The following is a 26,038-nucleotide window of genomic DNA, read 5'->3' as shown; positions in this document are numbered from 1 at the left end:
TTCACCCGGCGTTCACGCAGCCGGTGCGGGGCGGGCCTACCGTCTCGCGCATGGACGTCCTCGTCACCGTCGTGCTGGTGATCGTCGTTGCCCTCGTGTTCGACTTCACGAACGGCTTCCACGACACCGCGAACGCCATGGCAACCTCGGTCGCCACGGGTGCCCTCAAGCCCCGCACCGCCGTGCTCATCTCCGCCGTCCTCAACGTGGTCGGCGCGTTCCTCTCCACCGAGGTCGCCAAGACCGTCTCGCAGGGCATCATCCGGGAGGGCCAGGACGGCGTCCACATCTCCCCGACGATGATCTTCGCGGGACTCGTCGGCGCCGTGCTGTGGAACCTCGCCACCTGGTACTTCGGCCTGCCGTCGTCGTCCACGCACGCGCTGTTCGGCGGGCTGATCGGGGCGTCGATCATCGGCGCCGGGATCAACTCCGTCGACTGGGCCACGGTGGTGTCGAAGGTCGTGCTGCCGGCGCTGCTCTCCCCGGTGATCGCCGGCGTGATCGCCCTCGTCGCCACCTACATCGCGTACACGCTCACGAAGAACGCGACGACGCACGGTGCGGCGACGGGCTTCCGGCACGGCCAGACGATCTCCGCGTCGCTGGTGTCGCTCGCCCACGGGACGAACGACGCGCAGAAGACGATGGGCGTCATCACGCTCACCCTCATCGCCGCGAACTACCAGTCGGCGGGCACGGGTCCGGCGCTCTGGGTGATCCTGGCCTGCGGGCTGGCGATCGGCCTCGGCACCTACGTGGGCGGCTGGCGGATCATGCAGACGGTCGGCAAGAAGATCTCCGACGTGCAGTCCCCGCAGGGCTTCGCGGCCGAGTCGAGCTCCGCGGCGACGATCCTCGTGTCCTCGCACCTCGGGTTCGCGCTGTCGACCACGCACGTCACGAGCGGGTCCGTCATCGGGTCGGGCCTCGGCAAGAAGCTCGCCGACGTGCACTGGTCCGTCGTCGGCCGCATCGTCGTCGCCTGGGTGATCACGCTGCCGGCAGCCGCCGTCGTCGGGGCCCTCGCGACCGCCGTCGCCGCCACCTCGACCATCGGACTCGTCATCGTCGCGGTGCTCGCACTCGCCGCGGGGCTGACGTTCTACTTCCTGGCGCGTCGCAAGCCGATCAGCGCTGACGACGTCCGCGACGAGGAGCCGGCCGCCGAGCCGGTCTCCGCCTGAGAGGGGACACCATGGACATCGACTTCGGAGCCATCGGGACCGTGGCGGGCGTCGGGTTCGTCGCCGCCGTCGGCGTGGTGCTGCTCTACACGCTCGGCCTGCGGCTGCTCGGGACGGGGCAGCCCGTCGACGCCGGAGGGGACCACACGGGGTACGCCGACGAGACCGCACGGTCCGGCCACACGCCGCCGCTCGCGATCGCGGGGGCCGGGCTGTGCTTTGCGGTGTGCGTCGCCGCGGTGCTGTACGGCATCTGGATGACGATCCCCCAGTTCCACTGAGGCGGGCGCGCGGCTGTTCGTTCCCCGTGCACGGGCGGGAGGAACACGAAACGGGCGTCCCTGGTCAGGAGTTCCGACCAGGGACGCCCGTTTCCACCAGGGACGCCCGGTTCGACAAGACGAGCCGATCGCCGGCGGGCGGCAGGCGTCAGTGCGCGCTGTACCCGCCGTCGACGAGGTGGTAGCTCCCGCTGATGAACGACGCCTTGTCGCTCAGCAGGAACAGCACGAGCGCGGCGACCTCGGCGTCGGTGCCGAGTCGACCGGCGGCGTGCTCGGACTCCAGGGCCGACAGCGCCTCGGCGGACAGCGAGGACCGGACGAGGGGGGTGTCGATGAAGCCCGGGCCGACCGCGTTCGTGCGGACGCCCTGGGCCGTGTACTCGAGCGCCGCGACCTTCGTCAGACCGACGAGCGCGTGCTTCGACGCGACGTACGCCGCGTTCTGCGCGATGCCCACCGAGCCGAGCACGGAGGACATGTTCACGATCGCGCCACCACCGGCGGCGAGCATCGCGGGGATCTCGTAGCGGAGGCCGTAGAACACCCCGTCGAGGTCCACCGAGCGGACGCGGTCCCAGGCGGCGACGTCGTACTCGCCGATGGGCTGCGGTGCGGCGCCGATGCCGGCGTTGTTCACGGCGAGGTGCAGGGCGCCGTAGGTGTCGACCGCGAACGCGACCATGCGCTCGTTGTCGGCGGCGATCGCCGAGTTCGCCTCGAACGCGCTCGCGGTGCCGCCCGCCTCGGTGATCGACGTCGCGACGCGCTCGGCGGCGTCCAGCTTGATGTCGGTGACGACGACCTTCGCGCCCGCCGCGGCGAGCTCCTTCGCGATGGCCTCACCGATGCCGCTGCCACCGCCGGTGACGACGGCGACCTTGCCCTCGAACTCGGACATGTTCTCCTTCTCTCTTGACAACACCTGTTGTCTACCTGCCCGAACGATACACCCGCGTCCTCTATTCCCCGCGGAACCAGTTCGTTCGCTGAACTAATGAGTTAGACTGACGATCATGCTCGACGTCTCCCTCTCGACCGACCTCCGGATCGCGGTGAACCGGCTGTCCCGGACGCTCCGCGGGCAGAAGGCCGACTCGACGATGACGGATGCCCAGTTCTCCGCCCTCGCCCGACTGCACCGCGACGGGGCGATGAGCCTCGCCGACCTCAGCCGGCAGGACGGGGTGACACCACCGTCGATGTCGAAGACCGTCGCCGTGCTGCTCGAGCGCGGCCTCGTGTCGAAGGTCGGGCACGGGGACGACCGCCGCAAGGTGCTCCTCGGGGCGACCCCGGCCGGTGCCGACTTCGTCGAGGAGACCCGTCGCCGCCGGGACGGCTGGCTCACGCCGCGTCTCGCCGAGCTCACCGACGCCGAGCGTCAGACCCTGACCGACGCCACCGAGATCATGAGGAGGCTGGCCCAGCAGTGACCGCCATGTTCCGCTCCCTGTCGGCCCGCAACTACCGCATCTGGTTCGCCGGCGCCCTGGTGTCCAACGTCGGCACCTGGATGCAACGAACCGCCCAGGACTGGATCGTCCTGACGAAGCTCTCGGACAACGACGCCATCGCCGTCGGCATCACGATGGCACTGCAGTTCGGCCCGCAGCTCCTGCTCCTCCCCCTGACCGGGCTCGCCGCCGACCGGTTCGACCGCCGCAAGATGCTCATGCTGACACAGGGGCTGATGGGCGCACTGGGGCTCGGCCTCGGCGTCATGGTCCTCACCGACACCGCCACGATCTGGTCGCTCTACGGGTTCGCGCTCGCGCTCGGCATCGTCGCCGCGTTCGACACCCCGATCCGGCAGGCCTTCGTCTCCGACGTGGTGCACGGCGACAACGTGGCCAACGCCGTCGCGCTCAACTCCGCGTCGTTCAACGCCGCCAGGCTCATCGGCCCCGCGGTCGCCGGTGTCCTCATCGCCGCGATCGGTTCGGGGTGGGTGTTCGTCATCAACGCCGGCTCGTTCCTGGCCGTCCTCATCGCCCTGCGGTTCGTCGACCCGGCGCAGCTCGCCGAACGGATCCGGCCGAAGCGGGGCAAGGGCCAGATCACCGCTGGCTTCCGGTACGTGCGGACGAGGCCGGACATCATCGTCGTGCTCTGCATGATCTTCGTCGTCGGCACGTTCGGCGTGAACTTCCCGATCTTCACCTCGACCATGGCACGCGTCGAGTTCCACAAGGGCGCCGGCGAGTTCGGGCTCCTCAACTCCGTCATGGCGATCGGTTCGGTCGCGGGGGCGCTGCTGTCGGCCCGACGCGACCGTCCGCGGATGCGCACCCTCGTGATCGCCTCCGCCGGCTTCGGCCTGGCCTGCGTCGCAGCCGCCGTCGCCCCGACGTACTGGACCTTCGCGGTCGTGCTGGTCTTCGTCGGGCTCGCCTCCCTGACGTTCATGACGACCGCGAACGCGCTGGTGCAGACCACGACGAAGCCCGCGATGCGCGGCCGGGTGATGGCGCTCTACATGGCGATCTTCGCCGGCGGCACCCCCATCGGCGCCCCGATCGTCGGTGCCGTCGCCGACGCCTGGGGACCCCGGTGGGCCATCGCCGTCGGCGCGGCCTCCGGGTTCGTGGCGCTCGCGATCGCCCTCGTCTGGCTCATCCGGTACGAGCGGTTCCGGGTCCGGTACGACGCGGACAACCGGCTCCACCTGGCCATCACGCACGCGGTCCCGGTGGTCGGGACGCGCGCGTCGCGCGCCGCACTCCGGCAGGACCTGGAACGCGACGAGGCGGTCGCCGACCGCTCCAGCGCGGTCTGACGAGACCCACCGACGGCCTGGAGGCGCGGGGCGGCGCCGCCCCGCGCCTCCAGGCCGTCACTGCTCGCGTCGCGAGCCCGCAGACCGGTGGCCCGTCAGCGGGCCGGCTCGGCGACGGCGAACACCCGTTCGTCGAGCGCCGCGACGACCCGGTCCGCCGCCGCAGCCAACCGTTCCCCCGCCGACCGTGCCGCCAAGAGCGCCGTGTCCTCGGACACCGACTCGAGCCGGGCGCGTGTCTCGACGAACGCCCGGACCTCGTCCTCGATGCACGACGGCGCCACGTCCGCCAGGCACTCGTCCGTCCGTCTGGCCAGGAACCGCAGCGACCGCGGACTGTGCTCGTCGAGGAGCAGGAACGCCGCGGCGTCCTCCGGACCCGGCGTGTGGTGGTCGCGCCCCCGCTGGAACGCCTCGCCGGCACCGCACGCCCGGAGCGCGTTCGCCCAGGACGGTCCGGACTGGGGGTCGAGGAGGCCCGACGCGAGGAGCTTCGCCGTCGCCGAGCACCGCTCCAGCGAGCGACCGAGGGTGAAGAACTCCCAGACCTCGTCGCGGCTCGCGTCCGCCTCGACGACCCCGATCGCGAGGGCACTGCGCTCCCGCACCCACCCGAGGAACTCGTGCGCACGGTCCGGCGCCACCTTCCGGGGCATCCGCGAGCGCGTCACGTTGAGGCAGTCCCACAGCTCGGTGGAGACGACGTCACGGGCGCGACGGGCGTTGTCCCGGGCGACGGCGACGGCGGACGCGATCGAGGCCGGCTCGTGCCGGTCGAGCGCGAGCGAGTCGATCGTCGCGGCGCGGTCCGGGTCGTTCGCCGGACCGGCTGACCCGACCACCGCCCGGAGCTCCGCCGCCACCGCGCGGTCCTGCTCGACACCGGACGGTTCCCGGCGCGCGACGTAGACGTCGAGCATCCGGGCGACGACGTCGGTGCGTTCGACGGAACTCCCGACGTGGAAGACGCTCCCCGCGAGTCGGCTCAGCACGTCGGCTCCTGCATGTCGTGAACCTACTGAGCGGGGATTGCCGGAGTGTTTCGTCGCCGCGTCACGGGTGTTGCAGCTCGCCGATCCGCGCACTCGCTAGACAATCTAACTAGAGCGTCTAGCATTGTGCCCATGACTTCCGAGGTGACGACGAGTGCCGCGGGATTCTGGTACGCCGAGGATTCCAGGGTCGACGCGGTGGACGTGCTCAACGCACTGCGCAGGTACCGGAGCGCCGAGGCCGCAGCCCAGCGGCGCGCTCGCGAGGCACTGGGGCTCGGCGAGAACGCCCTCCTGGCGCTCCGTGCACTCCTCGACGCCGAGGAAGCCGGACGCTCGGTCAACGCGAAGGACCTCGCCGAGCAGCTCCACATCACCGCCGCGTCGACGTCCGCGCTCGTCGACCGACTCGTGCGCAGTGGACACGTCGAGCGGAACCCCGACCCGAACGACCGCCGCGGTGTGATCCTCACCGCCACCGGTGGGTCGATGCGCCAGGTACTGCGCGTGATCGACCAGCTCGACTCCCGTGCGATCGAGGCGACCGACCACCTGTCGAGCGACGACATGGCGGTGATCGTCGCGTTCCTCGACGAGATGGTCCGGGTCGTCGACGACGTGGACTCAGCGCGCCGCCGGTCCGCGTAACCTGCTCCCATGGGAGACAGGGGCACGGACGGTCCCGCGCCGCACGACCCCGAGGACGACATGCCCCTCGCGGAGCTCGATGCCCGAGCCCGGGCGGACGCTGCCCTCCGTCGCATCCGTGCGGGTGCCGACCCTGCGCGTGAGGCGTTCGATCTGGCGAACACCATGAACGACGAGACCGTCGGACGGCTGACGAACGCCGTCCGACGGTTCCTCCGGCGGAGCCGCTAGAACGCCGTGCCGACGGCGGCGATGTCGTCACCGCCGTGGCCCGCCGCGCTGGCGTCGGCGTAGACACGGCCGAGCGCCTCGAGCAGGACGGTCGAGACGCCGGTGCTCCGCGCTGCCTCGGTGATCAGGTCGATGTCCTTCCGCAGACCGTCGAGCGCGAACTGGGCGGGGAACTCCCCGTCGATCATCGACTTCCCCTTGGTGTGCGCGTAGGCGGAGTCACTGGCGCTCCCCGCGATGGCCTCGAGGAACAGCGCCGGGTCGAGCCCCAGCGACTTCGCGACGGCGAGCGACTGTCCGGTCGCGGCGGTGATCGAGGCGATCCAGGCGTTCGCGGCGAGCTTGAGCGCGGTGCCGTCGCCGACCTGCTCCCCCGCGCGGACGGTCTTCGCCCCGATCGCGTCGAGCACCGGGTCGATCCGGTCGAGGACGTCGGTCGGCCCGGCGGCGAGCATCGTCAGCTTCCCCTGCTCGGCGGGCGCCTTCGTCCCGAGCATCATCGCCTCGACGAGTGTGATGCCGTACTTGCCGGCGAGCTGCACGACGGTCTCGGTCCCCGCGACGCCGATCGTCGACGCCTGCACCCACACGGCGTCGGTCGGCGCCTCGCCCGCGGCTGCCTCGAGCACGTCCACCACGGCGTCCGTGTCGAAGAGCGTGAGGAGGACGACCTCGGCGTCGGCGACAGCGGCTCCGGCGTCGTCGGCGACCGTCGCACCGCGCTCACCGAGCGGAGCGGCCCGGTCGGCGCTCCGGTTCCACACCGTCACCTCGTGGCCCTCGCGGAGCAGCGAACCCGCCACGCCGGCACCCATCGCCCCGGTTCCCAGTACCGTCACCCGCACGTGCGTCTCCGTCTCCCGGGCAGCACCCTGCCGCCCAGCCGACGACGCTACGCGCACCCCGCGGGGCGGGATCGGCGCGTCAGAGGAGCCCGCGGTGCTGCAGCCACGCGGCCGGGTCCACCGGGGTCCCGCCGACGATGACCTCGAAGTGCAGGTGCGCCCCGGTCGAGACGCCCGTGCTGCCCACGGCGCCGATCAGTTCGCCGGCACGCACCATCTGCCCGACGCGGACAGCGATGCGGGACAGGTGCCCGTAGCGGGTCTGCGAGCCGTCGGCGTGCTGCAGGAGGACCTGGTTGCCGTACCCGCCGAACACCCCGGCGGACACGACCCTTCCGGACATCGCCGCGACGACGTCGGTGCCGGTCGGTGCCGCGAAGTCGAGCCCCTTGTGGTCGGTCGAGCAGGCGCCGCACCCGCGCACCCAGCGGGAGCCGAAGCCCCCGGCCGTGGGGACGTCGCCCGCGACCGGACGGACCGAGGTCGGCCCGCCCGACGTCGACGGCGGCGGTGACGCCGGCTTCCGGATCGGGACGACCCCGATCGCGAAGGCGTCCCGCTGCACGCTGATCGTCGCGGCTCCCGCAGCGACCGCGTAGTCCTGCCCCTCGACGGACCCCTGGGTCACCTGCGGCGTGTCCGCCATCGCCGGCTGCGGGGTGGCGACGCTCACGAACAGACAGGCCGCGACCGCGGTCGCCGTCACGGGGACGGCCTTGGCCGAGCCGACGGCGCTGCCGATCGTCCGGAGCGGCAGCGTCACTGCCTGGGTGACCGCCCGCATCCCGCTCGCCGCGGTGGTCCGGTGCACCCGACGGAGCGTGCGTCGGGACGGGAGCGGAGCGGTGACGGGCCCGGAGGCGCGCCCAGCGTCCTCGGAGACGACCGGCAGCGGGCGCGTGGTCGGGTCGGGTGCGGTGGAGACCGGGGTGGCGGGAGGTGACACCGCCGACCCGGTGGTTCGAGGGGTGACGCCGTCGGGCGCCGCGGTCGTCACAGCTGCTCGGCGAGCGCGACGCGTCGGGAGCGGGCCAGCGCCGGCTTCGGTAGCGGTACCGGGAGCGGCCGTGGCGGGGGCAGCGTCCGTGGCGGCGGCGTCGGCCGTGGCGGCGGCGTCGGCCGTGGCGGCGGCCGTGGCGGCGGCCGTGGCGTTCGCGGCATCCCGGGCGGCGCCGCGAGGCCGCATCGGCAGCCCGTCCGTCGTGGTCATCGGGTTCGCCGGACCCGGGATCAGACGCGGACGACGCCGTCGCGGGCGATCTGCTCGAGCTCGACCGCCACGGCGTCGACCACGGCACGGGTGATCGCGTCGGCCACGGCCTCGACCAGGACGAGCTGCTCGGCGCAGACGACGTGGCCGGTCGGTAGCGCGGCGGTCATGCGGGCCGGGATCTCCTCGATCGCCCGGACCAGCGCCGCGGGGACGAGCGTCGATTCGCTCGCGGCGACCGGCGCCGACATCGGGGAGGTGGGAGCGGGGGTGAACGTCGCCCGGGTCTGCACCGGGCAGGTCTGCACCGGGTGGGTCTGCACCGGGCGGTCGGAGCGGCGGGCGATGGAGTCGAAGAGGGGCGTGGAGGACATGCTGCGAACGTCCGATCAGTGTCAGGCGGTCCGTTCTCGGGCGGACCGCGGGTGGAGTGTGCCCTGGGCACGACTCCATTGAACCATCGATATTTCACATGTGCAATAGTGCGTCTTGCGTCCCCGGGTGTTCAGTCGGGTTCGACAGCCTGGGTCGGGTCGTCGCGCCGCAGCGCCTGCCGTACCCGCTCCACGATCGTCGCCGGCGGGTTGTTGTACGCGTTCGCCGACTCCTGTCCGCTGAGCTCCTGGATCGCCGCCATCACCGCATCGGTGGCGTGCCGGCGGGCGCGCCCGGAGGAGGCCTCGCCGTAGCCGGAGAGGTCGAGGGGCTTCCCGAACTCGATCGTCACCCGCGCGAGCTTCGGCAGGCGCGACCCCACCGGCTGCACGTCCTCGGTGCCGGTCAGGGCGACGGGCACCACGGGAGCGCCGCTCGTCAACGCCAGCCAGGCAACGCCCGTCCGCCCCTTGTACAGCCGACCGTCGAGGGAGCGGGTGCCCTCGGGGTAGATCGCGAAGGCCTCGCCCGCCTCGAGCCGCTCGAGCCCGAGGTCGAGGGCGTGCTGCGCCGCCGCCCCCGCGCCGCGCTCGACACCGATCGCACCGATGCCCCCGAAGAACGCCCGCGAGAGCGCCCCCTTCACGCCCGAACCGGTGAAGTACTCCTGCTTCGCGAGGAACGAGACCTTCCGCGGCGCCATGAGCGTGATCGCGGGCGAGTCGATGAACGACCGGTGGTTGCTGGCGAGGATGACCGGACCGCGCTTCGGGACGTTCTTCCGGCCGATGATCCGCGGACGCCACAGCATGCGGGCGAGCGGCGTCACGACCGCACGGCTCAGCGTGGTGGTGAACTTCGTCGAACCGGACAACCGGGCCTCCTCGTGACGGGAGGTTCCGAGTGTAGTGACGGCCGTCGCAGCCACATGCCCGATGCGGAATGTGTCGTCAGTCCGCCGCGGCGACCACGTCGAGGACGGCCTTGCCGTAGCGCTCGAGCTTCGCCCCGCCGACGCCGGAGATCTCGGCGAGCTGGTCCTCGTCCGCCGGCTTCACGGCTGCGATCCCCCGCAGCGTGGCGTCGTTGAAGACCACGTAGGCGGGGACGCCCTGCTCGCGCGCCTGGGCCGCACGCCAGGCACGGAGGGCCTCGAACAGGCCCACCGCTTCCTGTGGCATGTCCGTCACGACGCTGCGACGGGAGCGACCGGCACGCGGTGCCTTCACCGGGTCGCGGCGCATCCGGACGGTGACCTTGCCCCCGAGCACGTCGGCGCTCGTCGGGCTGAGCACGATGGTACCGAAGCCGTCACCCGAGACGGCGGCGTAGCCCTGCGCGAGCAGCTGCCGGGCGACCGCGCGCCACTCGGCCTCGCCCAGGTCGTTGCCGATGCCGAACGTCGCGAGGGACTCGTGTCGGAGCTCCTGCACGCGCGGCGACGGCTTGCCGACCAGGATGTCGACGAGGTGCGAGACGCCGTACCGCTGCCCGCGCTCGCGGTCGAGCCGGACCACGGTGGAGAGGAGCTTCTGCGCCGGCACCGTGCCGTCCCAGGACTCGGGCGGGGCGATGCACGTGTCGCAGTTGCCGCACGCCGTCGACTCCTGCCCGAAGTAGGCGAGCAGCCGGACGCGCCGGCACTCGATCGTCTCGCACAGGGCGAGCATGGCGTCGAGGTGTGCGCTGAGCTGCCGGCGGTGGGAAGCGTCGCCCTCGGACTGGTCGATCATCCGGCGCTGCTGCACGACGTCGTTCAGCCCGTAGGCGAGCCAGGCGGTCGAGGGCAGCCCGTCTCGCCCGGCACGACCGGTCTCCTGGTAGTAGCCCTCGACCGACTTCGGCAGGTCGAGGTGCGCCACGAACCGGACGTCCGGCTTGTCGATGCCCATGCCGAACGCGATCGTCGCGACCATGACGATGCCGTCCTCGCGCAGGAACCGCGACTGGTTGCGCTCCCGCACCTTCGCGTCGAGGCCGGCGTGGTAGGGCAGTGCCGGGATGCCCTGCTCGGCGAGTGCGGCCGCCGTGCGCTCGACCGAGTTGCGGGACAGGCAGTAGACGATGCCCGCATCGCCGCTGTGCTCGGTGCGGATGAAGGTGAGGAGCTGCTGCAATGCCCCGGTCTTCGGTTCGATCCGGTACTGGATGTTCGGGCGGTCGAAGTCGGCGACGAAGTGCGCCGCGTCGTCGAGCCCGAGGCGTGCGGAGATCTCGCGGTGGGTGTGCGGCGTGGCGGTGGCGGTCAGGGCGATGCGCGGCACGGTCGGCCAGCGCTCGTGCAGGACGCTCAGTTCGAGGTAGTCCGGGCGGAAGTCGTGACCCCACTGCGCGACGCAGTGCGCCTCGTCGATGGCGAACAGGGCGACCCGTGCGCGGTCGAGCAGGGCACGGGTGGACTCGAGCCGGAGTCGTTCGGGTGCGAGGTAGAGCATGTCGACCTCGCCCGCGACGACGGCCCGCTCGACCCGGGTCCGCTCGTCCGGCCCCTGCGTGGAGTTGAGGAACGCTGCCTTGACGCCGTTCGCCGCGAGGGCGTCCACCTGGTCCTGCATGAGCGCGATGAGCGGCGACACGACGACGCCGACGCCGTCACGGACGAGCGAGGGCACCTGGTAGCAGAGGGACTTGCCACCACCGGTCGGCATGAGGACGAGGGCGTCCCCACCGCTGACCACCTGGTCGATGATCGCGGCCTGCTCGCCCCGGAAGTCGTCGTAGCCCCACACACGGCGCAGCACGTCGAGCGCGGCAGCAGGCGCGGGGGTGGTGCTCATGCCACGAGCCTACGGGCGACCGGCGACACCCACGGAACTGTCCACAGGCGCGGAGCCGCCCACGGCACTGGACCCGGCCGTGTCGTCGAGGCGGGGCGGTGCGCCCGCCCAGCCCGTGCCTCCAGGCCGGAGCCACTGGCGCCCACCTGCCCAGACCGGGGCCACACCGCGGAACCGCGGTGCCTGCTGGCCCGCGAACCGACGGTCGAGCTTCCGCCACTTCGCGAGGACCTCGACCATGCCCCAGTAGAGCAGCGACGTACCGAGGGTGATGAGCCACCCGCCGACCGTGCCGTTCGCGTCCTGCGAGGTCAGGTCGATGCGGGACCACCCCGGCGCCTGCAGCACGAAGATCATGATGTTGTTGAAGGCATGCTGCAGGACGGTGGCCTCCATGCCCCCGGTGCGGAGCACGATGATCGCGGCGATCAGGCCGAACGAGCCGACGTCGAGGATGCCCCACACGTTGTAGCCGTTCGGGATGTGCAACAGCGCGAACACCACGGTGGAGACCGCGACGGCGACGACCGTGCCGACGATCCGCCATGGGATCCACGAAGCGATCGTCTGCATCAGGAACCCGCGGAAGATGTACTCCTCGGCAGCGCCCTGGAACGGCACGAGCAGCAGGACCAGCACGATCGTGATCGTCAGGGTGCTCAGCGAGACAGTCGACTGCCCGATCGCCCGGTGGTCCCAACCGAAGCCGCCGGCGAACGTGAACATGCCCGCCGTCTGCGCGGAGAACATGATCGCGGCGATCACCAGCGTCGGCAGGAGGCACCACGCGGTCCACCCCCAGCGCACCCGGAAGCGCGTGGAGGACAGGATGCCCGCCGGTCCGATCCGCGCGACCTTCACCGCGAGCAGGATGCCCGGCAGCAGGACCACGAGCGACACGAGCGACATCGACAGCACGATCGGGTCGGTCGGGTCGAGGGCGCCCGAAGCCAGGTCGTCCTGCAGGTCCATCAGCCCCTGCGCACCCTGCGTCGCGCCGATCGGGAGGAAGTACGCGACGGCGATGACGACCTGCGAGGCGATGTACCAACCCGCCAGGAAGGCGAGGGCCACGAGCGGGCGCCACCACCTCCAGCGTGCATCGACGCGGGGCAGGCGGTGGTAGGGAACGCTCACGGTGCTCACGGTACCGGTCCGGGCAGGATGGGAGCCGTGCTCACCGTGCTCCTCGGCCTGTCCGGCGCCGTCGTCTACGGGGCCGCCGACTTCCTGGGCGGCCTCGCCTCGAAGCGTCTCCGCGCGGTGACCGTGTCGGCCGTCGCCGCAGCCGTCGGGATCGTCCCGCTCCTCGTCGGACTGGTGGTCGTCGGCGGGGTCGCCACGTGGACCGGCACGCTGTGGGGCGCGGTCGCGGGGGCCTCCGGCGGCATCGGGGTGCTCCTCCTCTACCGTGCGCTGGCGATCGGACCGATGAGCGTGCTGTCGCCGCTGACGGCCGTGTTCGCCGCGGTCGTGCCCGTGCTCGTCGCGGTGGTCCGCGGAACGGCGCTGTCCGGCCTCGCGATCGCCGCACTCGTGGTCGCCGTCGTCGCCGTGGTGCTCGTCGCCGCGGTGCGGGACACCTCGGGCGCGCGCGTCACGGTGAGCGGGCTCGTCACGGCTGCGGTCGCGGGGTGCGGCTTCGGCGGCATCGTGCTCGCCTACGACATGACGCCATCGGACTCGGGTGTCGCGCCGCTCGTCGTCGCGCGGGTGCTGCAGGCGGTGCTGCTCGGCGCGGCGGCGGTGGTCTCGGCACGGTTGGTCCGGCCTGGTGCCGATCCTGCCGTCCGTTCGGCACGCGCCGGCCGGTGGCCGACGCGGCTGCTGCTCACCGTCGTCGCCTGCGGTGTCCTCGACGCGATGGCGAACGTGTTCATCCAGGCGGGGCTGCACTCGAGCGACGACCCGGTGACGCTGCCCGTCGTGAGCGTGCTCAACGCGCTGTACCCGATCGGGACCGTCGTGCTCGCGGGCGTGGTGCTCCGGGAACGGCTCACCCCGGTGCAGTGGACCGGGATCGGGCTGGCGTTCGCGGCGTCCGTGGGGCTGGCGCTGGCGTAGCCGCCCGGGCGGGGCCGGCCGTCCCTGGCCGTCGACGCTGGGCCGAGTCTCGCGCTGGGCGACACTTCTCGGGCACCGGCGCGCGAGAAGTGTCGCTCAGGCCGAGACTCGGGCGGGCCGGGCAGGCGGGGCCGGGTGGGCGGGCGGGGCGGGACGGTCAGGCGTCGGGGATGAGCCGCTTCCCGAGCGACACCGTGTGGTCCGGGGTGAAGCCGAGGGACTCGTAGAAGCCGATCACCTGCTCGTTGCCCGCGCGCACCTGGAGGTTGAGCTTCGGGCAGCCGAGGTCCGTCAGCAGCCGCTCGAACTCCGCCATCATCGCCCGACCGAGCCCGGAACCCTGCAGGTCGGGTCGGACCGCGAGGTAGTTCACCCACCCGCGGTGCCCGTCGAACCCGGCCATTCCGGCGCCGACGACCGCACCGTCCGGCCCCTCGGCGACCAGGAACAGCTCCGGCTGCACGGTCAGCTTCCGGGCGATGTCCCGCCGGGGGTCGTTCCACGGACGGACGAGGTCGCACGATTCCCACAGGGCGACGACCGCCTCGGTGTCGTCGGGGGCGAAGGTCCGGATGACGTGCTGCATCTCCTCACGGTAACGGTGCTGTGGAGAACATCGTCACGGAGCCGTCGCCGTGGTCTGATAGACCTGTCCGACTACCCCACCCGGATCAGGAGCCACGTGACCGCACACGAGACACTCCCGTCGCGCCGTTCCCGCCGCGACGGTGACGCCGGTGCCGACCGGGCGAAGCGGCCGACTCGTCGTCGGCAGACCGTCGGCGGTGTCATCGTCTCGCTGATCGCCGAGCTCCTGATCATCGCGGGTGCCGGCACCGGGCTCTACGTGGTGTGGACGGCGTGGTGGACCGACGTCGTCGCCGTGAACCAGCAGACGAAGCTCGTCGAGGGACTCCACCAGAAGTCGACCCCGACCACCGGGACGGGTACCGAGCACCACGGGCCAGCGCCCGTGCTCGCCGAGCCACCGGACGTCACCGACGTGTTCGGCACGATGCAGATCCCCCGGTTCGGCAAGGACTACGTCCGGCCCATCGGCGAGGGCACCGATCGCGAGAAGGTGCTCAACACGATCGGACTCGGCCACTACCAGGACACCGCGATGCCGGGAGCCGAGGGCAACTTCGCCGTCGCCGGGCACCGGGTGACCTACGGCAAGCCGCTCAACCAGATCGCCGAGCTCAAGACCGGCGACGACATCGTCGTGCGGGTCACCGACGCGAAGACGAAGTTCGACGTCTGGTACGTGTACCGGGTCACCGACTCGCAGATCGTCACGCCCGACCACATCGAGACCATCGCGCCGGTGCCGAACAAGCCCGGCGTGGAACCCACCGCCGACGACCGCTGGCTCACCCTCACCGCCTGCCACCCGATGTGGTCCGCCAAGGAGCGCTACGTCACGCACGCCAAGCTCGCGTACTGGATGCCCGCGTCCGAGGGCACCCCGAAGGAAGTCTCGGAGACGTCGAAGTGATCTTCCCGTTCGTCTGGCGGATCCTGCCCGGTCCCGCCGCCCTGAAGGTGCTGGAGCTGCTCGTGCTCCTCGCCGCGATCGTCTTCGCGCTGTTCACGTGGGTGTTCCCGTGGATCGCCGCCGACATCCTGCCGCCGCCGGACGGCACGGTCGACGTCACGCCGTCGCCCTGACCGTCGGCACCGGCGTCGGTCACACCGTCGTGGTCACCCGTGAGCCACCCTCGGCCGTCCGCCGCACCGCGATCCGCTCCGGGATCCGCTGCTTGAGTTCCTCGACGTGACTGACGATCCCGACCTGCCGCCCGCCCGCGGTGAGCCGGGAGAGCTGCCCGATGACGTCGTCGAGCGTCTCCGGGTCGAGGGTGCCGAAGCCCTCGTCGACGAAGAGCGTTCCGAGCGACACCCCGCCCGCCTCGGCCTGCACGACGTCGGCGAGGCCGAGTGCCAGGCAGAGCGAGACCGTGAACGTCTCACCGCCGGACAGGCTGCCGGGAGCACGCCGTGTGTCGGTGGTCTGGTCGTGCACGGCCAGCGCGAGGCCGGTCCGCCGGGCACGTGAGCCGGACTCCCGCTCGTCGGAGGTCTCGAGCGTGAACCGCCCCGCGAGCATCGCCCGCAACCGGTCGTTCGCGGCAGCGACGACGTCCTCGAACCGGCGCATGAGGACGTAGGTGCCGAGCGTGATCCCGCTCGGGTTCACCGCCGGCACACCGGCGGCGATGTCGGCGAGGCGCACGACGGCCCGGCTGCGCGCGGACGTTTCGTCCCGGGCGCGCATCGCGGTGGCGAGGTCGGCGGCGCACCGTTCGGAGGCACCGGCACGATCGGCCGCCGACGTCGCGATGCGCGTGGCCTCGTCCGCCGCGAGGGCGGCGCGCTCGCGCGCGGCCCTGGCTCCGTCGAGGTCGAGCCGTTCGGGGTCGTCGTCCTGTGCAGCGACCACGGCGGGTTCCGCGAGACCGGCGTCGACCACGGCACGTTCCCGGTCGGCCGTCGCGACCTCGGCGCGGAGATGCTCGGCGTCCGCCCGGTCGAGCACGGCGGCACGCGCCGCTTCGACCGTGTCGAACTCCTGCTCGGCCAGGACGCGCTCGACGTCGGCCACTCGTTCCTGCACGGCAGCGGCGGCGGCAGCGGCCCGGTCGTCCGCGCGGGAGACCTCGTCGAGGAGTCCGACGAGGACGTCGAGCTGCCCGACACCGACCCGCAGCGACTCCGGTGCGCCGGGTTCGTCACCGAGGTGCTCGGTGACCCGGACGACCGCGTCCTGCACGGTCGCGGCGTCCTGTTCGAGGCGCTCGGCGTCGGAATCGGCCGATCCGGCGAGGACCGCACGCTCGGCGTCCACCTCGTTGCGCTGGCGTTCGAGCGACCGGGTCTGCTCGTCGTGTGCAGCGCGCTGCTGCTCGAGCTCGCGGACCCGGACCGATGCGTCGTGCGCGGCGCGGACCCGGGCGGCGGCGGCTTCGGCCATGGCGTCGACCGTGTCGGCGTCGGTGTCACCGAGGACGTGCTCGAGCCGGGCCAGTTCGGCGCGCTCGAGCGCGAGCGTCGTCACCGCGTCGGCCAGGACCTGTTCGGCACCCCGGGCGGCGGCGGCCGCTGCGTCGACGGTCGCCGTCGTCGGGTGGTCGTCCTGCGGGGTCGCCAGGACGGGGTGTTCCCGCGAGCCGCACACCGGGCAGGGATCCCCCGGTGCGAGGGCTGCGCCGAGTTCACCGGCGAGTCCGGCGATGCGGCGCTCCCGGAGCTGCTGCTCCGCCCGCACGAGCTCGAGGGCGGTGGCTCCGGCGTCGGTCTTCGCCTGTTCGGCGCCGCGTACCCGCCGCTCGGCGTCGATCCGGGCGGACAGGTCGGCACGGACCCGGTCCACCCGCTCGACGTCGTGGCGGGCGGCCTCGGCCCCGGCGGCGAGCGCAGCCGCGGCGCGGGCGTCCTCGACGATGCGGGCACGTTCGGCGGGACGGGCCTCGAGCGCGGCGTCGAGTTCGGTGAGCCGGGCGGCGAGCTCCTCGCCGCGGGCAGCGGCGTCGACGAGGGCACGGCGGCGAGCGGGCAGACCGGCTTCGACCGGGAGCAGGTGGCGCACCGCGGTGAGGCACTCGGTGACGGCGGCACACTGCCGGACGAGGGAGTCGCCCCGGGCGGAGACGTCGTGTCGGGAGCGGAGGGCGTCAGCCGCCGTGCTCGCTTCGGCAGAGCGGGCCCGGGCGGTGTCGAGACCGTCGGCGACCGCCGTCACGTGCGCGGCCCGCTCGCCGAGGGCCAGACGAGTCCGGACGGACTCGATCCGCGCAGCGTCGTCGTCGAGCAGCCCGCGGCGCCGGAGGAGGTCCGTGCGGCGCTGGAGGGCGGCGGCCCGGGCGATGACGGCCTGCTCTTGCTGGGTGGCCGCGGCGGCCGTCCGTACGGCGGCGGCACGGTCCGCTTCGGCAGCGTCGGCAGCCCCGCGGAGGCTGCTGACGGTCGCGGCGACGCTCGACTCGTCGGGTTCGTCGACGCCAGCGGCCTGCCCGAAGCGGTTGAGCGCATCGCGCACGCGCGCGTCCGCACCGTCCACCTCGGCCTGCACGGCGCGACGGCGTGCGGCGAGTTCGTCGGCGGTGCGGTCGTAGACCTGCGTGCCGAACAGGGACTGCAGGAGCTTCCGGCGCTCTTCCCCCGGAGAGCGGAGGAACTTCGCGAACTCGCCCTGGGGCAGCACGACGGTCTGCAGGAACTGGGCGCGGTCGAGCCCCACGATCCGGGTGATCTCGAGCCCGACCTCGGGGATGCGGGACGACACCGGTTCACCGGAGACGTCGGCGGGTCCGGCGAGCCGGAAGAGCTGCGCGGACGCCTGCTGCTTGACGGTGCCGCTGCCGCGCTGCTTCGGCCGGTCGTACTGCGGGGTGCGTCGGACCCGGTAGACCCCCGCACCGGTCTCGAAGACGAGTTCGACGAACGGTTCGACCGCGGGGTCGGCGTGCTGGCTGTGCAGCCGGTCGTCGGTGGCGTCGGCGCCGGCGAGCTTGCCGTAGAGCGCGAACACGACGGCGTCGATGATCGTCGACTTGCCGGAGCCCGTCGGCCCCTCGAGCAGGAACACCCCGGACGCGGCGAGCGCCGCGAAGTCGATGGTGACGAGGTCGGGGTAGGGACCGATCGCCCGGAGTTCGAGGCGGTGCAGGTACATCAGCGGTCCCCCTCGCGCTGGAGTGCGAGCACGGCGGCTTCGTACGCCTCGGTCAGGATCGCGCGGTCGTCGTCGCTCGCCACGCCACCCGTGGCGAAGGACACGAAGTCGGCGGCCACCTCGACCGGATCGGACGTCGCCGTGACCGCACGCGCCGCGGCACGCTCGCCGCGGTCGGCCGGTTCGTGGGTGATCGCCAGCGCGTGCGGGAAGCGGTCCTTCACCCGGGCGTACATGCGCTCGGGGTGCACGGTGTCCGTCACGGCGACACGGACCCAGGCGTCGGCCGCCGCAGCGAAGACACCGGACTCGATGTCGTCGATCCCGCCGCGGACGTCGACGAGCCGCCGGGGTACCGGTGCCGGGACGAGCTCGGCCGTCACGTCTCCGGCCGCATCGAGGTCGACGACCGTCACCGACTTCCGCTGGTGCTGCTCGCCGAAGGAGAACGCCAGCGGGGAACCCGCGTACCGGATCCGGTCGGTCCCGCCCACGCGCTGCGGGCCGTGCAGGTGCCCGAGCGCGACGTAGTCGACGCCGTCGAACACGGACTCGGCGACGCGGTCGACCCCGCCGACGCGGATGTCCTGCTCGCTGTCGCTCGGCTCGGTGCCCCCGACGAAGGCGTGCGCCACGACGACGCTCCGCGTACCCGGACGACCGGAGAGGTCTGCTCGGACGCGCTCCATCGCCGCGCCGACGACCGCCTGGTGCGACCGGGCGAGGGGTTCGTCCGGCACCGCCGCGAGGGCGTAGCGCGTGAGGTCGGGGTGCAGGTACGGGATGCCGTAGACCGCCACCGGCCCGTCGGCGTCGTCGACGAGCACCGGCGTGCCGATGCCCGCTGGTTCGGCGAGGATCCGCACACGGGAGTCCATCACGCCGGCGCCGAAGCCGAGCCGGGCGGCGGAGTCGTGGTTCCCCGGGGTGAGCACGACGGTCGTCGTCTGGGCGAGGCGTTCGAGCACGCCGGACAGCATCCGGACGGCGTCGATCGGCGGGATCGCCCGGTCGTAGACGTCGCCCGCGATGACGACGAGGTCGACGGACCGCGCGCGGACCAGGTCGACCAGCCAATCGAGGAAGGCGGCCTGGTGTGCGAGCAGGTCAGCGCCCAGCAGCGTGCGGCCGAGGTGCCAGTCGCCGGTGTGCAGGATGCGCATGCCGTCACGGTAGCGCTGGCCACGGACATCACCGGACGCCCCGCGGTGCCCTGTGGAGAACTCAGGCGCAGCTGAGGTTCGTGCCGATGAGGGCGGTCTGGATGCGGGCGGTGGCACTGCTCGTCGACGTCCAGTTCCCGAGGTAGTTCACCCGCACGGTCACCGTGTAGACCTGCCCCAGGTTGAGGAGCCCGGACCCGGTGACCCGGACCGGCGACGTCGCTCCCGTGGCGAGCGCGTTCGTGCCGTTGAGCACGGTGAACGACGTGGCGGCGGGGCCGCCGTACGCGAAGGCGATGTTCACGCTGCCGTCACCGTTCGGCGTGCAGAGGAGTGCCGTCGCCGGCGGCACGGTCAGCGCCCCGAAGCTCGACGTCGGGTTCACCGTGGTCCTCGACCACGGGGCCGCCACCGCCTGCCCGGGCAGCAGCAGCCCGGCCCCGCCCGCGAGCACGAGGACGGCCGCCACACCGCCCAGTCGGCGGAGCCGACGCGCGCGGCGCTCGTGCCGACGCGCGTCACGGCGGGTGGGACCCGGGGACACCGCGGACTGGAGGCCCGTGGCGGGGTCGACGCGTGCCTCCAGGCCGTCGTCGGCACCGCCCACCCCACCGGGGGCCGCGTCGTCGTCGTCACCCGCGGAGTCGTCCTCGTCCTCGGTCTCGTCCGTCGGGACCAGCCGACGGAGCGACCCGTCGACCGTGCACAGCGCGAGCACCGCGACCAGCCCGAGCGCCAGCAGCCCGACGCGGAGCCACTCGCCCTCGCGGACCCAGACGATCGGCGACCCGACGAACGGCACCCGCAGGAAGGCGACCCCGTGCACGGCGGAGGGTTCGAGGGAGGTCGAGTCCCGCTGCGGGTTCGCGTCGCCCTTCGTGACGAGCGTGCCGTGCGGACCGTCGTCGACGTACCGGTGCATCCGGAGGTGCCCGGGCTGGTCCGGGTCGTCGGCCAGCAGGACCTTGCCCATCCGGACCTCGTCCGCGTGCACGGGCCGCGAGACGACGACGTCGCCCGGGGTGAGCCGGGGCTCCATCGAGCCGGTCATCACGGTCGTCGGCTGCCAGCCGATCACGGCCGGCGCCGCAGCCCAGAGCGCCAGGCCGAGCAGGGTCGCGACGACGCCGCGGGCGAGTGTGGCGACGACGACGCGCCCCCACTCGACGGCGTCACGGAGCGCGTCGTGCGGTGTGGGACCACCGTGCACTGCGATGCTCGTCATGACTGCCTTCGACCGGGGGCGCGTTGTCTCGGGGTGCGACGGACGGGACCGCGACGGATGCGGTCCCGGACGTCGGCGGGAGGTGGACGGCGTGGTGGTCACGCCGCCGCCGGCCCCGCTCAGCTGTTCTGGGCCTCCCAGGTGAGGCCGAGGGCCGCGGTGCCGCCCTGCACGGTGTTCGGCGCAGTGCTCGAGACCGTGTAGGTGAAGCGGTAGACGCGCGACTCCGAGCCGCTGCCGGTCGGGGCCCAGGTGCCGAGCCCGGTCGCGAAGTTGGTCGAGGCGCTGCCGAAGCCGGCGACGGTGCCCGTGTAGAGGTTGCCGCTCGTCGCCGCCGGGGTGAAGCCGGTGCACGAGCCGAAGCCGCCGCCGGTGCCCTGCTCCACGGTGAGGTTGATGTTCGACGCGAGGGCGTTCGTGGTCGCGGCGTTGGTGCCGTAGAGCTTCACTGTCGAGGGCAGCGAGCCGGTCGAGGTGACGGTGATGCAGTTCGCACCGGTCGAACCCGGCTTGAGGCCCGTCGCGGTGAACAGCGCGGTGTTGTTGTCGTCGTCGGTGAGGGCGACGCTGCCGGCGGTCCAGTTGCTGGTCGGGTTGACCGTGGTGGCCGAGAAGGCCGAGTAGGACGCCGTCGAGACGACGACACCCGAGGCCACGAGGGCGGCGGGGATGGCGATCCAGGCCGCGAGACGGGCGGCGCGAGGGGTGACACGAGACATGGCGGGGCTCCTGATCCAGATGTGGCACCGGACCCGCGGTGGTTGGTCGCGCTTCGGTGCCGTGGTTGCTACGACCATCAAGCTACTTGGGGGTCGTGCTGGTCACAAGTGAAGCATCGCCCCCACTGCTGGGGGTACCTCGATCACCGAGATGCTTGTTCAATGAGCAGCACGGCGACATGCCCGTGTCACCACCCGATCGTCCCCGCGATCACCCACCTCGAGAAGAGCCGCCCGATGACGGACACCGCCCCCGCGCTCCCCCAGGAGCTCCCGTCGGAGCTGCCCCCGGCTCCGGTCTCCCCCACCGTCAGCATCCCCGAGACGACACCGGACACCGACCTCGGCAAGCTGATGACCGCGTTCCGCGTGCTCCAGATGCAGCACGCACGGGTGCTCCACCACGAGAGTGCGGCGCGGGGGCTCGGGGCCACGGACGCCCGGTTCGTGTTCTTCCTCGCGGCAGCCGACGGTCAGGGCGTCACCCCGAAGCAGGCAGGCGAGTACCTCGAACTGTCCACCGGGGCGATGACGTCACTCATCGACCGGCTCGAGAAGCGCGCACACATCGAGCGGCGTCCGAACCCGGAGGACCGCCGCAGCATCCTCATCCACCTCACCCCGTCGGGGTCCGCGGTCGCCCGGGAGATCGGCGCGGTCTACAGCGCCGCCTTCCGCGAGGTGGTCAGCCCCGCCGACCGCCTGCGACTCGCTGAGGCCTTCGACCAGCTCGGGAACGCCCTCGACCGGCACTCCCGCGCAGTCGTCCGATCGGAGACGGTCCTCGGCCTCAGCGGGTGACGCCGGGTGTCGGGGACGCCGCGTAGCGTCTCCGGCATGACCCCCTCAGAACTCCTCATCGAAGCGTTCTCCCGCGTGCCCGCGACCGTGTCGCGAGCAGTGGACGGTCTCTCCGAGGACCAGCTGGCCGCACGGCCGGCCGCGGGCGCGAACACCCTCGCCTGGCTCGCGTGGCACATCGCCCGCGGGCAGGACGCGCAGATCGCCGACCTCGCCGGCACCGAGCAGGTCTGGACCGCGGACGGCTGGGTGGAGCGGTTCGGCCTGCCGTTCCCCGCCGACGCCCTCGGGTACGGCATGTCCCGCGACGACGTCGGACGCGTCCGGGCCTCCGCCGACCTGCTGCTCGGCTACCTCGGCGCGGTGCACGAGCGCACCGTCGCGTACGTGTCGACGCTCGGGCCGGACGACTTCGACCCGGTGGTCGACGACGCGTGGGACCCGCCGGTCACCAGGGGCGCGCGACTGGTCAGCATCCTCGACGACTGCACGCAGCACGCCGGTCAGGCCGGTTACGTGCGCGGGCTGCTCTTCTTCAACCGCTGACGCGGCCGGACGCGATGCGGACAGACGGGAGGCCCGTGGCGGATCCGCCACGGGCCTCCCGTTCGTCCTGTGCTCGCGACTACCGCGCGGCGAGCTCCGCGACGATCCCGTCACCGGGAGCGGCGTCGACGAGCTCCGCCTCGATCTCCGCGTGCTCGAGGATGCCCTCGATCTTGCGGCGACGGCTGCGCGGGACGATCGTCACGACGGTGCCCTCCTTGCCGGCACGCCCCGTGCGGCCGGAGCGGTGCATGTACGCCTTGTAGTCGTCCGGCGCGTCGGCCTGCACGACGAGCGAGACGTCGTCCACGTGGATGCCACGCGCGGCCACGTCGGTCGCGACGAGCACGTTCACCCGGCCACTCGTGAGCAGCTGCAGGTTCCGGGTGCGACGCGACTGGTTGAGGTCGCCGTGGAGCGAGGTCGCGCGGATGCCGGCGTCCTCGAACTGGTCGGCGAGGCGCTCGGCGTACGCACGGGTCCGGGCGAAGACGATCGTCTTGCCGTCGCCGGCGACGAGCTCCTCGAGGAGCTGGTCCTTCTGGCGCTGCTCGACCACGAGCACGCGGTGGTCGATGGTCGAGGACGCCTGGTCCTCACCGGCGACCTCGTGGACGGACGGCTCGTGCAGGAACTGCTCGACGAGCGCCGCGACCTGGGTGTCGAGCGTCGCGCTGAAGAGCAGCTTCTGCGCGCGGTTGCCCTGCGGGGTGACCTCGGCCGTGGCGGAGAGGATCTCCTGCACGGGCTCGAGGAACCCGAGGTCGCACATGTGGTCGGCCTCGTCGAGCACGGAGATGATGACCTCGCTGAGGTCGAGCTTCCCCTTGTTCATGAGGTCCTGCACACGACCGGGGGTGCCGACGATGATGTCGACGCCGCGCTCGAGCGCGCCCTCCTGACGGCCGTAGGGCACACCGCCGTAGATCTGCGTGGTGAACAGGCCCACCGAACGGGCGATGGGCTGCACCGTGCGGTCGATCTGCAGGGCGAGCTCACGGGTCGGTGCGAGGATGAGCGCACGCGGGGCGCGGCCCATCTTGCGCTTGGTGCCGCCGCCGTGCTCCATGAGCTTCTCGACCAGCGGCGCACCGAACGCGATGGTCTTGCCGGAGCCGGTGCGGCCACGGCCGAGGACGTCCTTGCCGGCGAGCACGTCGGGGATCGTCGCCGCCTGGATCGGGAACGGGCTGGACGCGCCGAGTTCGGCCAGGGCACGGGAGATGTTGCCACCGATGCCGAGGTCGCCGAAGGTCACGCCCTCGACGTCGGCCGCGATGGTGGACTCGGCCTGGAGCTTCTCGAGCTTGACGTCGTCCGCGGGCACGAAGGGCTTGCGGTCTGCGTCGTCGCGTCGGGGTGCGCGGTCGCGGTCGTCGCGGTCGAACCGACGCGGCGCGCGGTCGTCGCGGTCGAACCGACGCGGGGCGCGGTCGTCGCGGTCGGAGCTGCGGCGCGGGCGGTCGTCCGAGTCACGGCGCGGGGCACGGTCGTCACGGTCGAAGCTGCGGCGCGGGCGGTCGTCCGAGTCACGACTCGGGGCACGGTCGTCACGGTCGAACCGACGCGGGGCACGGTCGTCACGGTCGAACCGACGAGGAGCGCGGTCGTCACGGTCGCACCGACGCGGGGCACGGTCGTTCGAGTCACGACGCGGGGCACGGTCGTCACGGTCGAACCGACGAGGAGCGCGGTCGTCACGGTCGAACCGGCGGGGCGCACGGTCGTCCGAGTCACGGCGCGGGGCGCGGTCGTCACGGTCGAACCGACGCGGCGCACGGTCGTCACGGTCGAACCGGCGCGGGGCACGATCGTCCGAGTCACGACGCGGAGCACGGTCGTCACGGTCGAAGCGACGAGGCGCACGGTCATCACGATCGAACCGACGCGGGGCACGGTCGTCCGAGTCACGACGCGGAGCACGGTCGTCACGGTCGAACCGACGAGGAGCGCGGTCGTCACGGTCGAACCGGCGGCCACCGCGGTCGTCACGCTCGGGACGGCGGGCGCCGGCGTCACGCGGCTCCCAGTTCGGGCGGGCCGGACGCTCGCCCTGGGCCGAGCGACCACGACGCTCCTCGGCGTCCCAGCGCTGCTTCTGCCGAGGCTGCGACGGGTCCGCGGCGCGGAAGCCGCGGTGCTTGCTGCTGCGAGCGGCGGGGGTGCCGTTCGGGTGGCGGACACGGTCGGAGGCGCGGTTGTCCGCGCCCTTGTTGTACGGGGCCATGGCTACTTTCTCGGGGTGCAGACGTACCGCAGCGCCCGGCAGCGACATCGGCGGGGGCTGAATGCGGAGGGGGTTCTTCCCGTCGCGGATCGACGTGAATCCAGCCCTCGAGCAACACACACCCAAACGAAAACTCCGTGATCACAATGTCACGGCGCCGAAGGCCGACCGAGCGAGTCTACGCGATCACGCGCACTGGGACCAGCCCCCAGGGGACAGGTGCTGTCCGACGGGGGTGATCCGTGCCTCCAGGCCGGGTGTCGGGGTCAGGACTCCGCGAGCCGCTGGCGCTGCTCGGCCACGTCGAAGTCGGCCGCGGGCCACGAGAGCTGCATGTCCTCGAGCGTGCGGAGGAGGAGCTGCTGGACCGCGAGCCGCGCGTACCACTTGCGGTTCGCCGGGATCACGTACCAGGGCGCGCGCGACGTCGACGTCCGGTCGAAGACCGTCTGGTAGGCCTGCTGGTAGTCGTCCCACAGCAGCCGCTCGTCGATGTCGCCCGGGTTGAACTTCCAGTGCTTGTCCGGACGGTCCAGGCGCTCACCGAGGCGCTCGCGCTGCTCGTCCTTCGAGATGTGCAGCATCACCTTGACGATGCTCGTACCCGACTCGACGAGCCGGTCCTCGAAGTCGACGATCGCGCCGTAGCGCCGCTCGATCTCCTCCGGCGGAGCGATCGAACGCACCTTCTGGATGAGGACGTCCTCGTAGTGGGAGCGGTCGAAGACGCCGAGCTGGCCCGCTCCCGGCAGCTGCCGTTCGACGCGCCAGAGGAAGTCGTGCTCGCGCTCCTCGGCTGTGGGCGCCTTGAAGCCGGCGTAGTGCACGCCGTTCGGGTCCACCGCGCCGACCACGTGCGAGACGATGCCGCCCTTGCCGGCGGTGTCCATCGCCTGCAAGACGAGGAGGACGCGGCGCTCATCGCCTGCGGTCGACGCGGCCCAGAGTCGCTCCTGCAGGGCCGAGAGGCGGGAGGCGCCGGCGGCGAGCGCCTCGAGGCCGTCGATCTTGCGGCCCGGGAAGCCGGGGGTGTCGTCCGGGTCGACACTGTCGAGCCGGAAGCCCTCCTCGACGCGGAGCAGGGGTTCGGGGTCGGCGTTCCATGCCTTGCGACGGCTCACGGGTCCTCCAGGGTCGAGTCTCATCCTGGCACCCCGCGTCGTGGTTCGTCGCGGTTCGTGCCGTTCGTCCGGTTCGTCCTGTTCGACCGGGTCGTCCGGTTCGTCCGGTTCGTCCGGTTCGTCCGGTTCGTCCTGTGGGTGGACGCCGGGCGACGTCCGTCGGGTTACCGTT

Annotated in this window: 26 protein-coding genes; 11 read left to right on the top strand and 15 right to left on the bottom strand. The window is 72.3% G+C overall.

Annotation, left to right across the window (positions count from 1 at the left end):
• Positions 1 to 50 precede the first annotated feature (50 nt).
• Together BLT36_RS06285 and BLT36_RS06280 are read left to right on the top strand one after the other, a co-directional pair.
• Entirely contained in the window at positions 51 to 1,187 is a 1,137-nt protein-coding gene (locus BLT36_RS06285) for an inorganic phosphate transporter (protein ID WP_092092987.1), read from the top strand.
• 11 nt (positions 1,188 to 1,198) lie between these two features.
• On the top strand, positions 1,199 to 1,468 hold the full coding sequence (locus BLT36_RS06280; protein ID WP_092092983.1) for a hypothetical protein: 270 nt from the start codon (positions 1,199 to 1,201) through the stop codon (positions 1,466 to 1,468).
• Positions 1,469 to 1,616: 148 nt separating this feature from the next.
• On the opposite strand, the gene BLT36_RS06275 is transcribed toward BLT36_RS06280, so the two are convergent.
• A complete protein-coding gene (locus BLT36_RS06275; protein ID WP_092092980.1) occupies positions 1,617 to 2,369 on the bottom strand; it encodes an SDR family NAD(P)-dependent oxidoreductase in 753 nt (250 codons plus the stop codon).
• Between the two features lie 115 nt (positions 2,370 to 2,484).
• On the opposite strand from BLT36_RS06275, the gene BLT36_RS06270 reads away from it, so the two are divergent.
• Together BLT36_RS06270 and BLT36_RS06265 are read left to right on the top strand one after the other, a co-directional pair.
• Entirely contained in the window at positions 2,485 to 2,904 is a 420-nt protein-coding gene (locus tag BLT36_RS06270) for a MarR family winged helix-turn-helix transcriptional regulator (protein ID WP_092092978.1), read from the top strand.
• Positions 2,901 to 4,247, top strand: coding sequence for an MFS transporter (locus BLT36_RS06265; RefSeq protein ID WP_092092975.1), 1,347 nt, complete (start codon positions 2,901 to 2,903; stop codon positions 4,245 to 4,247). Before BLT36_RS06270 ends, BLT36_RS06265 begins: the two co-directional genes overlap by 4 nt.
• 95 nt (positions 4,248 to 4,342) lie before the next feature.
• Here BLT36_RS06265 and BLT36_RS06260 read toward each other — a convergent pair whose 3' ends face one another.
• On the bottom strand, positions 4,343 to 5,239 hold the full coding sequence (locus BLT36_RS06260; RefSeq protein WP_175529515.1) for an alpha-E domain-containing protein: 897 nt from the start codon (positions 5,237 to 5,239) through the stop codon (positions 4,343 to 4,345).
• A 132-nt stretch (positions 5,240 to 5,371) separates the two neighbouring features.
• Here BLT36_RS06260 and BLT36_RS06255 point away from each other — a divergent pair, with 132 nt between their 5' ends.
• Together BLT36_RS06255 and BLT36_RS06250 are read left to right on the top strand one after the other, a co-directional pair.
• Positions 5,372 to 5,887: a MarR family winged helix-turn-helix transcriptional regulator gene (locus tag BLT36_RS06255; RefSeq protein WP_092092969.1), complete on the top strand. Its 516-nt coding sequence runs from the start codon at positions 5,372 to 5,374 to the stop codon at positions 5,885 to 5,887.
• A gap of 9 nt (positions 5,888 to 5,896) precedes the next feature.
• The gene (locus BLT36_RS06250) at positions 5,897 to 6,118 is read left to right on the top strand and encodes a hypothetical protein (RefSeq protein ID WP_092092967.1); all 222 of its coding nucleotides are present in this window, start codon (positions 5,897 to 5,899) and stop codon (positions 6,116 to 6,118) included.
• Here BLT36_RS06250 and BLT36_RS06245 read toward each other — a convergent pair.
• The 6 genes from BLT36_RS06245 to BLT36_RS06215 form a co-directional block, all read right to left on the bottom strand.
• The gene (locus BLT36_RS06245) at positions 6,115 to 6,957 is read right to left on the bottom strand and encodes an NAD(P)-dependent oxidoreductase (protein ID WP_092094389.1); all 843 of its coding nucleotides are present in this window, start codon (positions 6,955 to 6,957) and stop codon (positions 6,115 to 6,117) included. The genes BLT36_RS06250 and BLT36_RS06245 overlap by 4 nt on opposite strands.
• 85 nt (positions 6,958 to 7,042) lie before the next feature.
• Complete coding sequence (locus BLT36_RS18885; RefSeq protein WP_217638263.1) at positions 7,043 to 8,173, bottom strand: M23 family metallopeptidase; 1,131 nt, start codon at positions 8,171 to 8,173, stop codon at positions 7,043 to 7,045.
• A 20-nt stretch (positions 8,174 to 8,193) separates the two neighbouring features.
• The gene (locus tag BLT36_RS06230; RefSeq protein WP_092092964.1) at positions 8,194 to 8,547 is read right to left on the bottom strand and encodes a hypothetical protein; all 354 of its coding nucleotides are present in this window, start codon (positions 8,545 to 8,547) and stop codon (positions 8,194 to 8,196) included.
• Positions 8,548 to 8,678: 131 nt separating this feature from the next.
• Complete coding sequence (locus BLT36_RS06225; RefSeq protein WP_092092962.1) at positions 8,679 to 9,422, bottom strand: lysophospholipid acyltransferase family protein; 744 nt, start codon at positions 9,420 to 9,422, stop codon at positions 8,679 to 8,681.
• A gap of 76 nt (positions 9,423 to 9,498) precedes the next feature.
• Positions 9,499 to 11,325 carry a DNA helicase RecQ gene (gene recQ / locus BLT36_RS06220; RefSeq protein WP_092092959.1) on the bottom strand — a complete coding sequence of 609 codons (1,827 nt, stop codon included), beginning with the start codon at positions 11,323 to 11,325 and terminating at the stop codon, positions 9,499 to 9,501.
• 9 nt (positions 11,326 to 11,334) lie between these two features.
• Positions 11,335 to 12,462: a CPBP family intramembrane glutamic endopeptidase gene (locus tag BLT36_RS06215; RefSeq protein WP_139166390.1), complete on the bottom strand. Its 1,128-nt coding sequence runs from the start codon at positions 12,460 to 12,462 to the stop codon at positions 11,335 to 11,337.
• 36 nt (positions 12,463 to 12,498) lie between these two features.
• Here BLT36_RS06215 and BLT36_RS06210 point away from each other — a divergent pair, with 36 nt between their 5' ends.
• Positions 12,499 to 13,389, top strand: coding sequence for an EamA family transporter (locus tag BLT36_RS06210; RefSeq protein ID WP_139166389.1), 891 nt, complete (start codon positions 12,499 to 12,501; stop codon positions 13,387 to 13,389).
• 157 nt (positions 13,390 to 13,546) lie between these two features.
• Here BLT36_RS06210 and BLT36_RS06205 read toward each other — a convergent pair whose 3' ends face one another.
• On the bottom strand, positions 13,547 to 13,975 hold the full coding sequence (locus tag BLT36_RS06205) for a GNAT family acetyltransferase (protein WP_092092951.1): 429 nt from the start codon (positions 13,973 to 13,975) through the stop codon (positions 13,547 to 13,549).
• 96 nt (positions 13,976 to 14,071) lie between these two features.
• Here BLT36_RS06205 and BLT36_RS06200 point away from each other — a divergent pair, with 96 nt between their 5' ends.
• Positions 14,072 to 14,887 carry a class E sortase gene (locus BLT36_RS06200; protein ID WP_254787368.1) on the top strand — a complete coding sequence of 272 codons (816 nt, stop codon included), beginning with the start codon at positions 14,072 to 14,074 and terminating at the stop codon, positions 14,885 to 14,887.
• Complete coding sequence (locus BLT36_RS18650) at positions 14,884 to 15,060, top strand: hypothetical protein (RefSeq protein ID WP_175529420.1); 177 nt, start codon at positions 14,884 to 14,886, stop codon at positions 15,058 to 15,060. Before BLT36_RS06200 ends, BLT36_RS18650 begins: the two co-directional genes overlap by 4 nt.
• A gap of 19 nt (positions 15,061 to 15,079) precedes the next feature.
• Here BLT36_RS18650 and BLT36_RS06195 read toward each other — a convergent pair whose 3' ends face one another.
• The 4 genes from BLT36_RS06195 to BLT36_RS06180 form a co-directional block, all read right to left on the bottom strand.
• On the bottom strand, positions 15,080 to 18,064 hold the full coding sequence (locus BLT36_RS06195) for an AAA family ATPase (protein WP_092092948.1): 2,985 nt from the start codon (positions 18,062 to 18,064) through the stop codon (positions 15,080 to 15,082).
• Complete coding sequence (locus BLT36_RS06190) at positions 18,064 to 19,227, bottom strand: metallophosphoesterase family protein (RefSeq protein WP_092092946.1); 1,164 nt, start codon at positions 19,225 to 19,227, stop codon at positions 18,064 to 18,066. The genes BLT36_RS06195 and BLT36_RS06190 overlap by 1 nt, the downstream gene beginning before the upstream one ends.
• A 61-nt stretch (positions 19,228 to 19,288) precedes the next feature.
• A complete protein-coding gene (locus BLT36_RS06185) occupies positions 19,289 to 20,452 on the bottom strand; it encodes a S24/S26 family peptidase (RefSeq protein WP_092092943.1) in 1,164 nt (387 codons plus the stop codon).
• Between the two features lie 119 nt (positions 20,453 to 20,571).
• Entirely contained in the window at positions 20,572 to 21,171 is a 600-nt protein-coding gene (locus BLT36_RS06180; RefSeq protein WP_092092941.1) for a hypothetical protein, read from the bottom strand.
• Between the two features lie 162 nt (positions 21,172 to 21,333).
• Between BLT36_RS06180 and BLT36_RS06175 the strand changes: the two genes are divergently transcribed.
• Both BLT36_RS06175 and BLT36_RS06170 read left to right on the top strand, forming a co-directional pair.
• On the top strand, positions 21,334 to 21,972 hold the full coding sequence (locus tag BLT36_RS06175; RefSeq protein WP_092092938.1) for a MarR family winged helix-turn-helix transcriptional regulator: 639 nt from the start codon (positions 21,334 to 21,336) through the stop codon (positions 21,970 to 21,972).
• A gap of 36 nt (positions 21,973 to 22,008) precedes the next feature.
• Entirely contained in the window at positions 22,009 to 22,518 is a 510-nt protein-coding gene (locus BLT36_RS06170; protein WP_092092936.1) for a mycothiol transferase, read from the top strand.
• A 79-nt stretch (positions 22,519 to 22,597) separates the two neighbouring features.
• On the opposite strand, the gene BLT36_RS06165 is transcribed toward BLT36_RS06170, so the two are convergent.
• Entirely contained in the window at positions 22,598 to 24,745 is a 2,148-nt protein-coding gene (locus BLT36_RS06165) for a DEAD/DEAH box helicase (protein WP_092092933.1), read from the bottom strand.
• Positions 24,746 to 25,011: 266 nt separating this feature from the next.
• A complete protein-coding gene (locus BLT36_RS06160) occupies positions 25,012 to 25,866 on the bottom strand; it encodes a PPK2 family polyphosphate kinase (protein WP_254787365.1) in 855 nt (284 codons plus the stop codon).
• Positions 25,867 to 26,038 lie beyond the last annotated feature (172 nt).

Source organism: Curtobacterium sp. UNCCL20 (assembly GCF_900101675.1).
In the GTDB taxonomy this organism is placed as follows: domain Bacteria; phylum Actinomycetota; class Actinomycetes; order Actinomycetales; family Microbacteriaceae; genus Curtobacterium.
The sequence above is the reverse complement of the archived record's forward strand: the minus strand, read 5'-3'. Positions and strand labels throughout refer to the sequence as shown.

Coding starts and splice junctions, on each gene's coding strand:
- BLT36_RS06285 (WP_092092987.1), top strand. CDS start 51: ATGGACGTCCTCGTCACCGTCGTGCTGGTGATCGTCGTTGCCCTCGTG.
- BLT36_RS06280 (WP_092092983.1), top strand. CDS start 1,199: ATGGACATCGACTTCGGAGCCATCGGGACCGTGGCGGGCGTCGGGTTC.
- BLT36_RS06275 (WP_092092980.1), bottom strand. CDS start 2,369: ATGTCCGAGTTCGAGGGCAAGGTCGCCGTCGTCACCGGCGGTGGCAGC.
- BLT36_RS06270 (WP_092092978.1), top strand. CDS start 2,485: ATGCTCGACGTCTCCCTCTCGACCGACCTCCGGATCGCGGTGAACCGG.
- BLT36_RS06255 (WP_092092969.1), top strand. CDS start 5,372: ATGACTTCCGAGGTGACGACGAGTGCCGCGGGATTCTGGTACGCCGAG.
- BLT36_RS06250 (WP_092092967.1), top strand. CDS start 5,897: ATGGGAGACAGGGGCACGGACGGTCCCGCGCCGCACGACCCCGAGGAC.
- BLT36_RS18885 (WP_217638263.1), bottom strand. CDS start 8,173: ATGACCACGACGGACGGGCTGCCGATGCGGCCTCGCGGCGCCGCCCGG.
- BLT36_RS06230 (WP_092092964.1), bottom strand. CDS start 8,547: ATGTCCTCCACGCCCCTCTTCGACTCCATCGCCCGCCGCTCCGACCGC.
- recQ (WP_092092959.1), bottom strand. CDS start 11,325: ATGAGCACCACCCCCGCGCCTGCTGCCGCGCTCGACGTGCTGCGCCGT.
- BLT36_RS06205 (WP_092092951.1), bottom strand. CDS start 13,975: ATGCAGCACGTCATCCGGACCTTCGCCCCCGACGACACCGAGGCGGTC.
- BLT36_RS06195 (WP_092092948.1), bottom strand. CDS start 18,064: ATGTACCTGCACCGCCTCGAACTCCGGGCGATCGGTCCCTACCCCGAC.
- BLT36_RS06190 (WP_092092946.1), bottom strand. CDS start 19,227: ATGCGCATCCTGCACACCGGCGACTGGCACCTCGGCCGCACGCTGCTG.
- BLT36_RS06185 (WP_092092943.1), bottom strand. CDS start 20,452: ATGACGAGCATCGCAGTGCACGGTGGTCCCACACCGCACGACGCGCTC.
- BLT36_RS06180 (WP_092092941.1), bottom strand. CDS start 21,171: ATGTCTCGTGTCACCCCTCGCGCCGCCCGTCTCGCGGCCTGGATCGCC.
- BLT36_RS06175 (WP_092092938.1), top strand. CDS start 21,334: ATGAGCAGCACGGCGACATGCCCGTGTCACCACCCGATCGTCCCCGCG.
- BLT36_RS06170 (WP_092092936.1), top strand. CDS start 22,009: ATGACCCCCTCAGAACTCCTCATCGAAGCGTTCTCCCGCGTGCCCGCG.
- BLT36_RS06165 (WP_092092933.1), bottom strand. CDS start 24,745: ATGGCCCCGTACAACAAGGGCGCGGACAACCGCGCCTCCGACCGTGTC.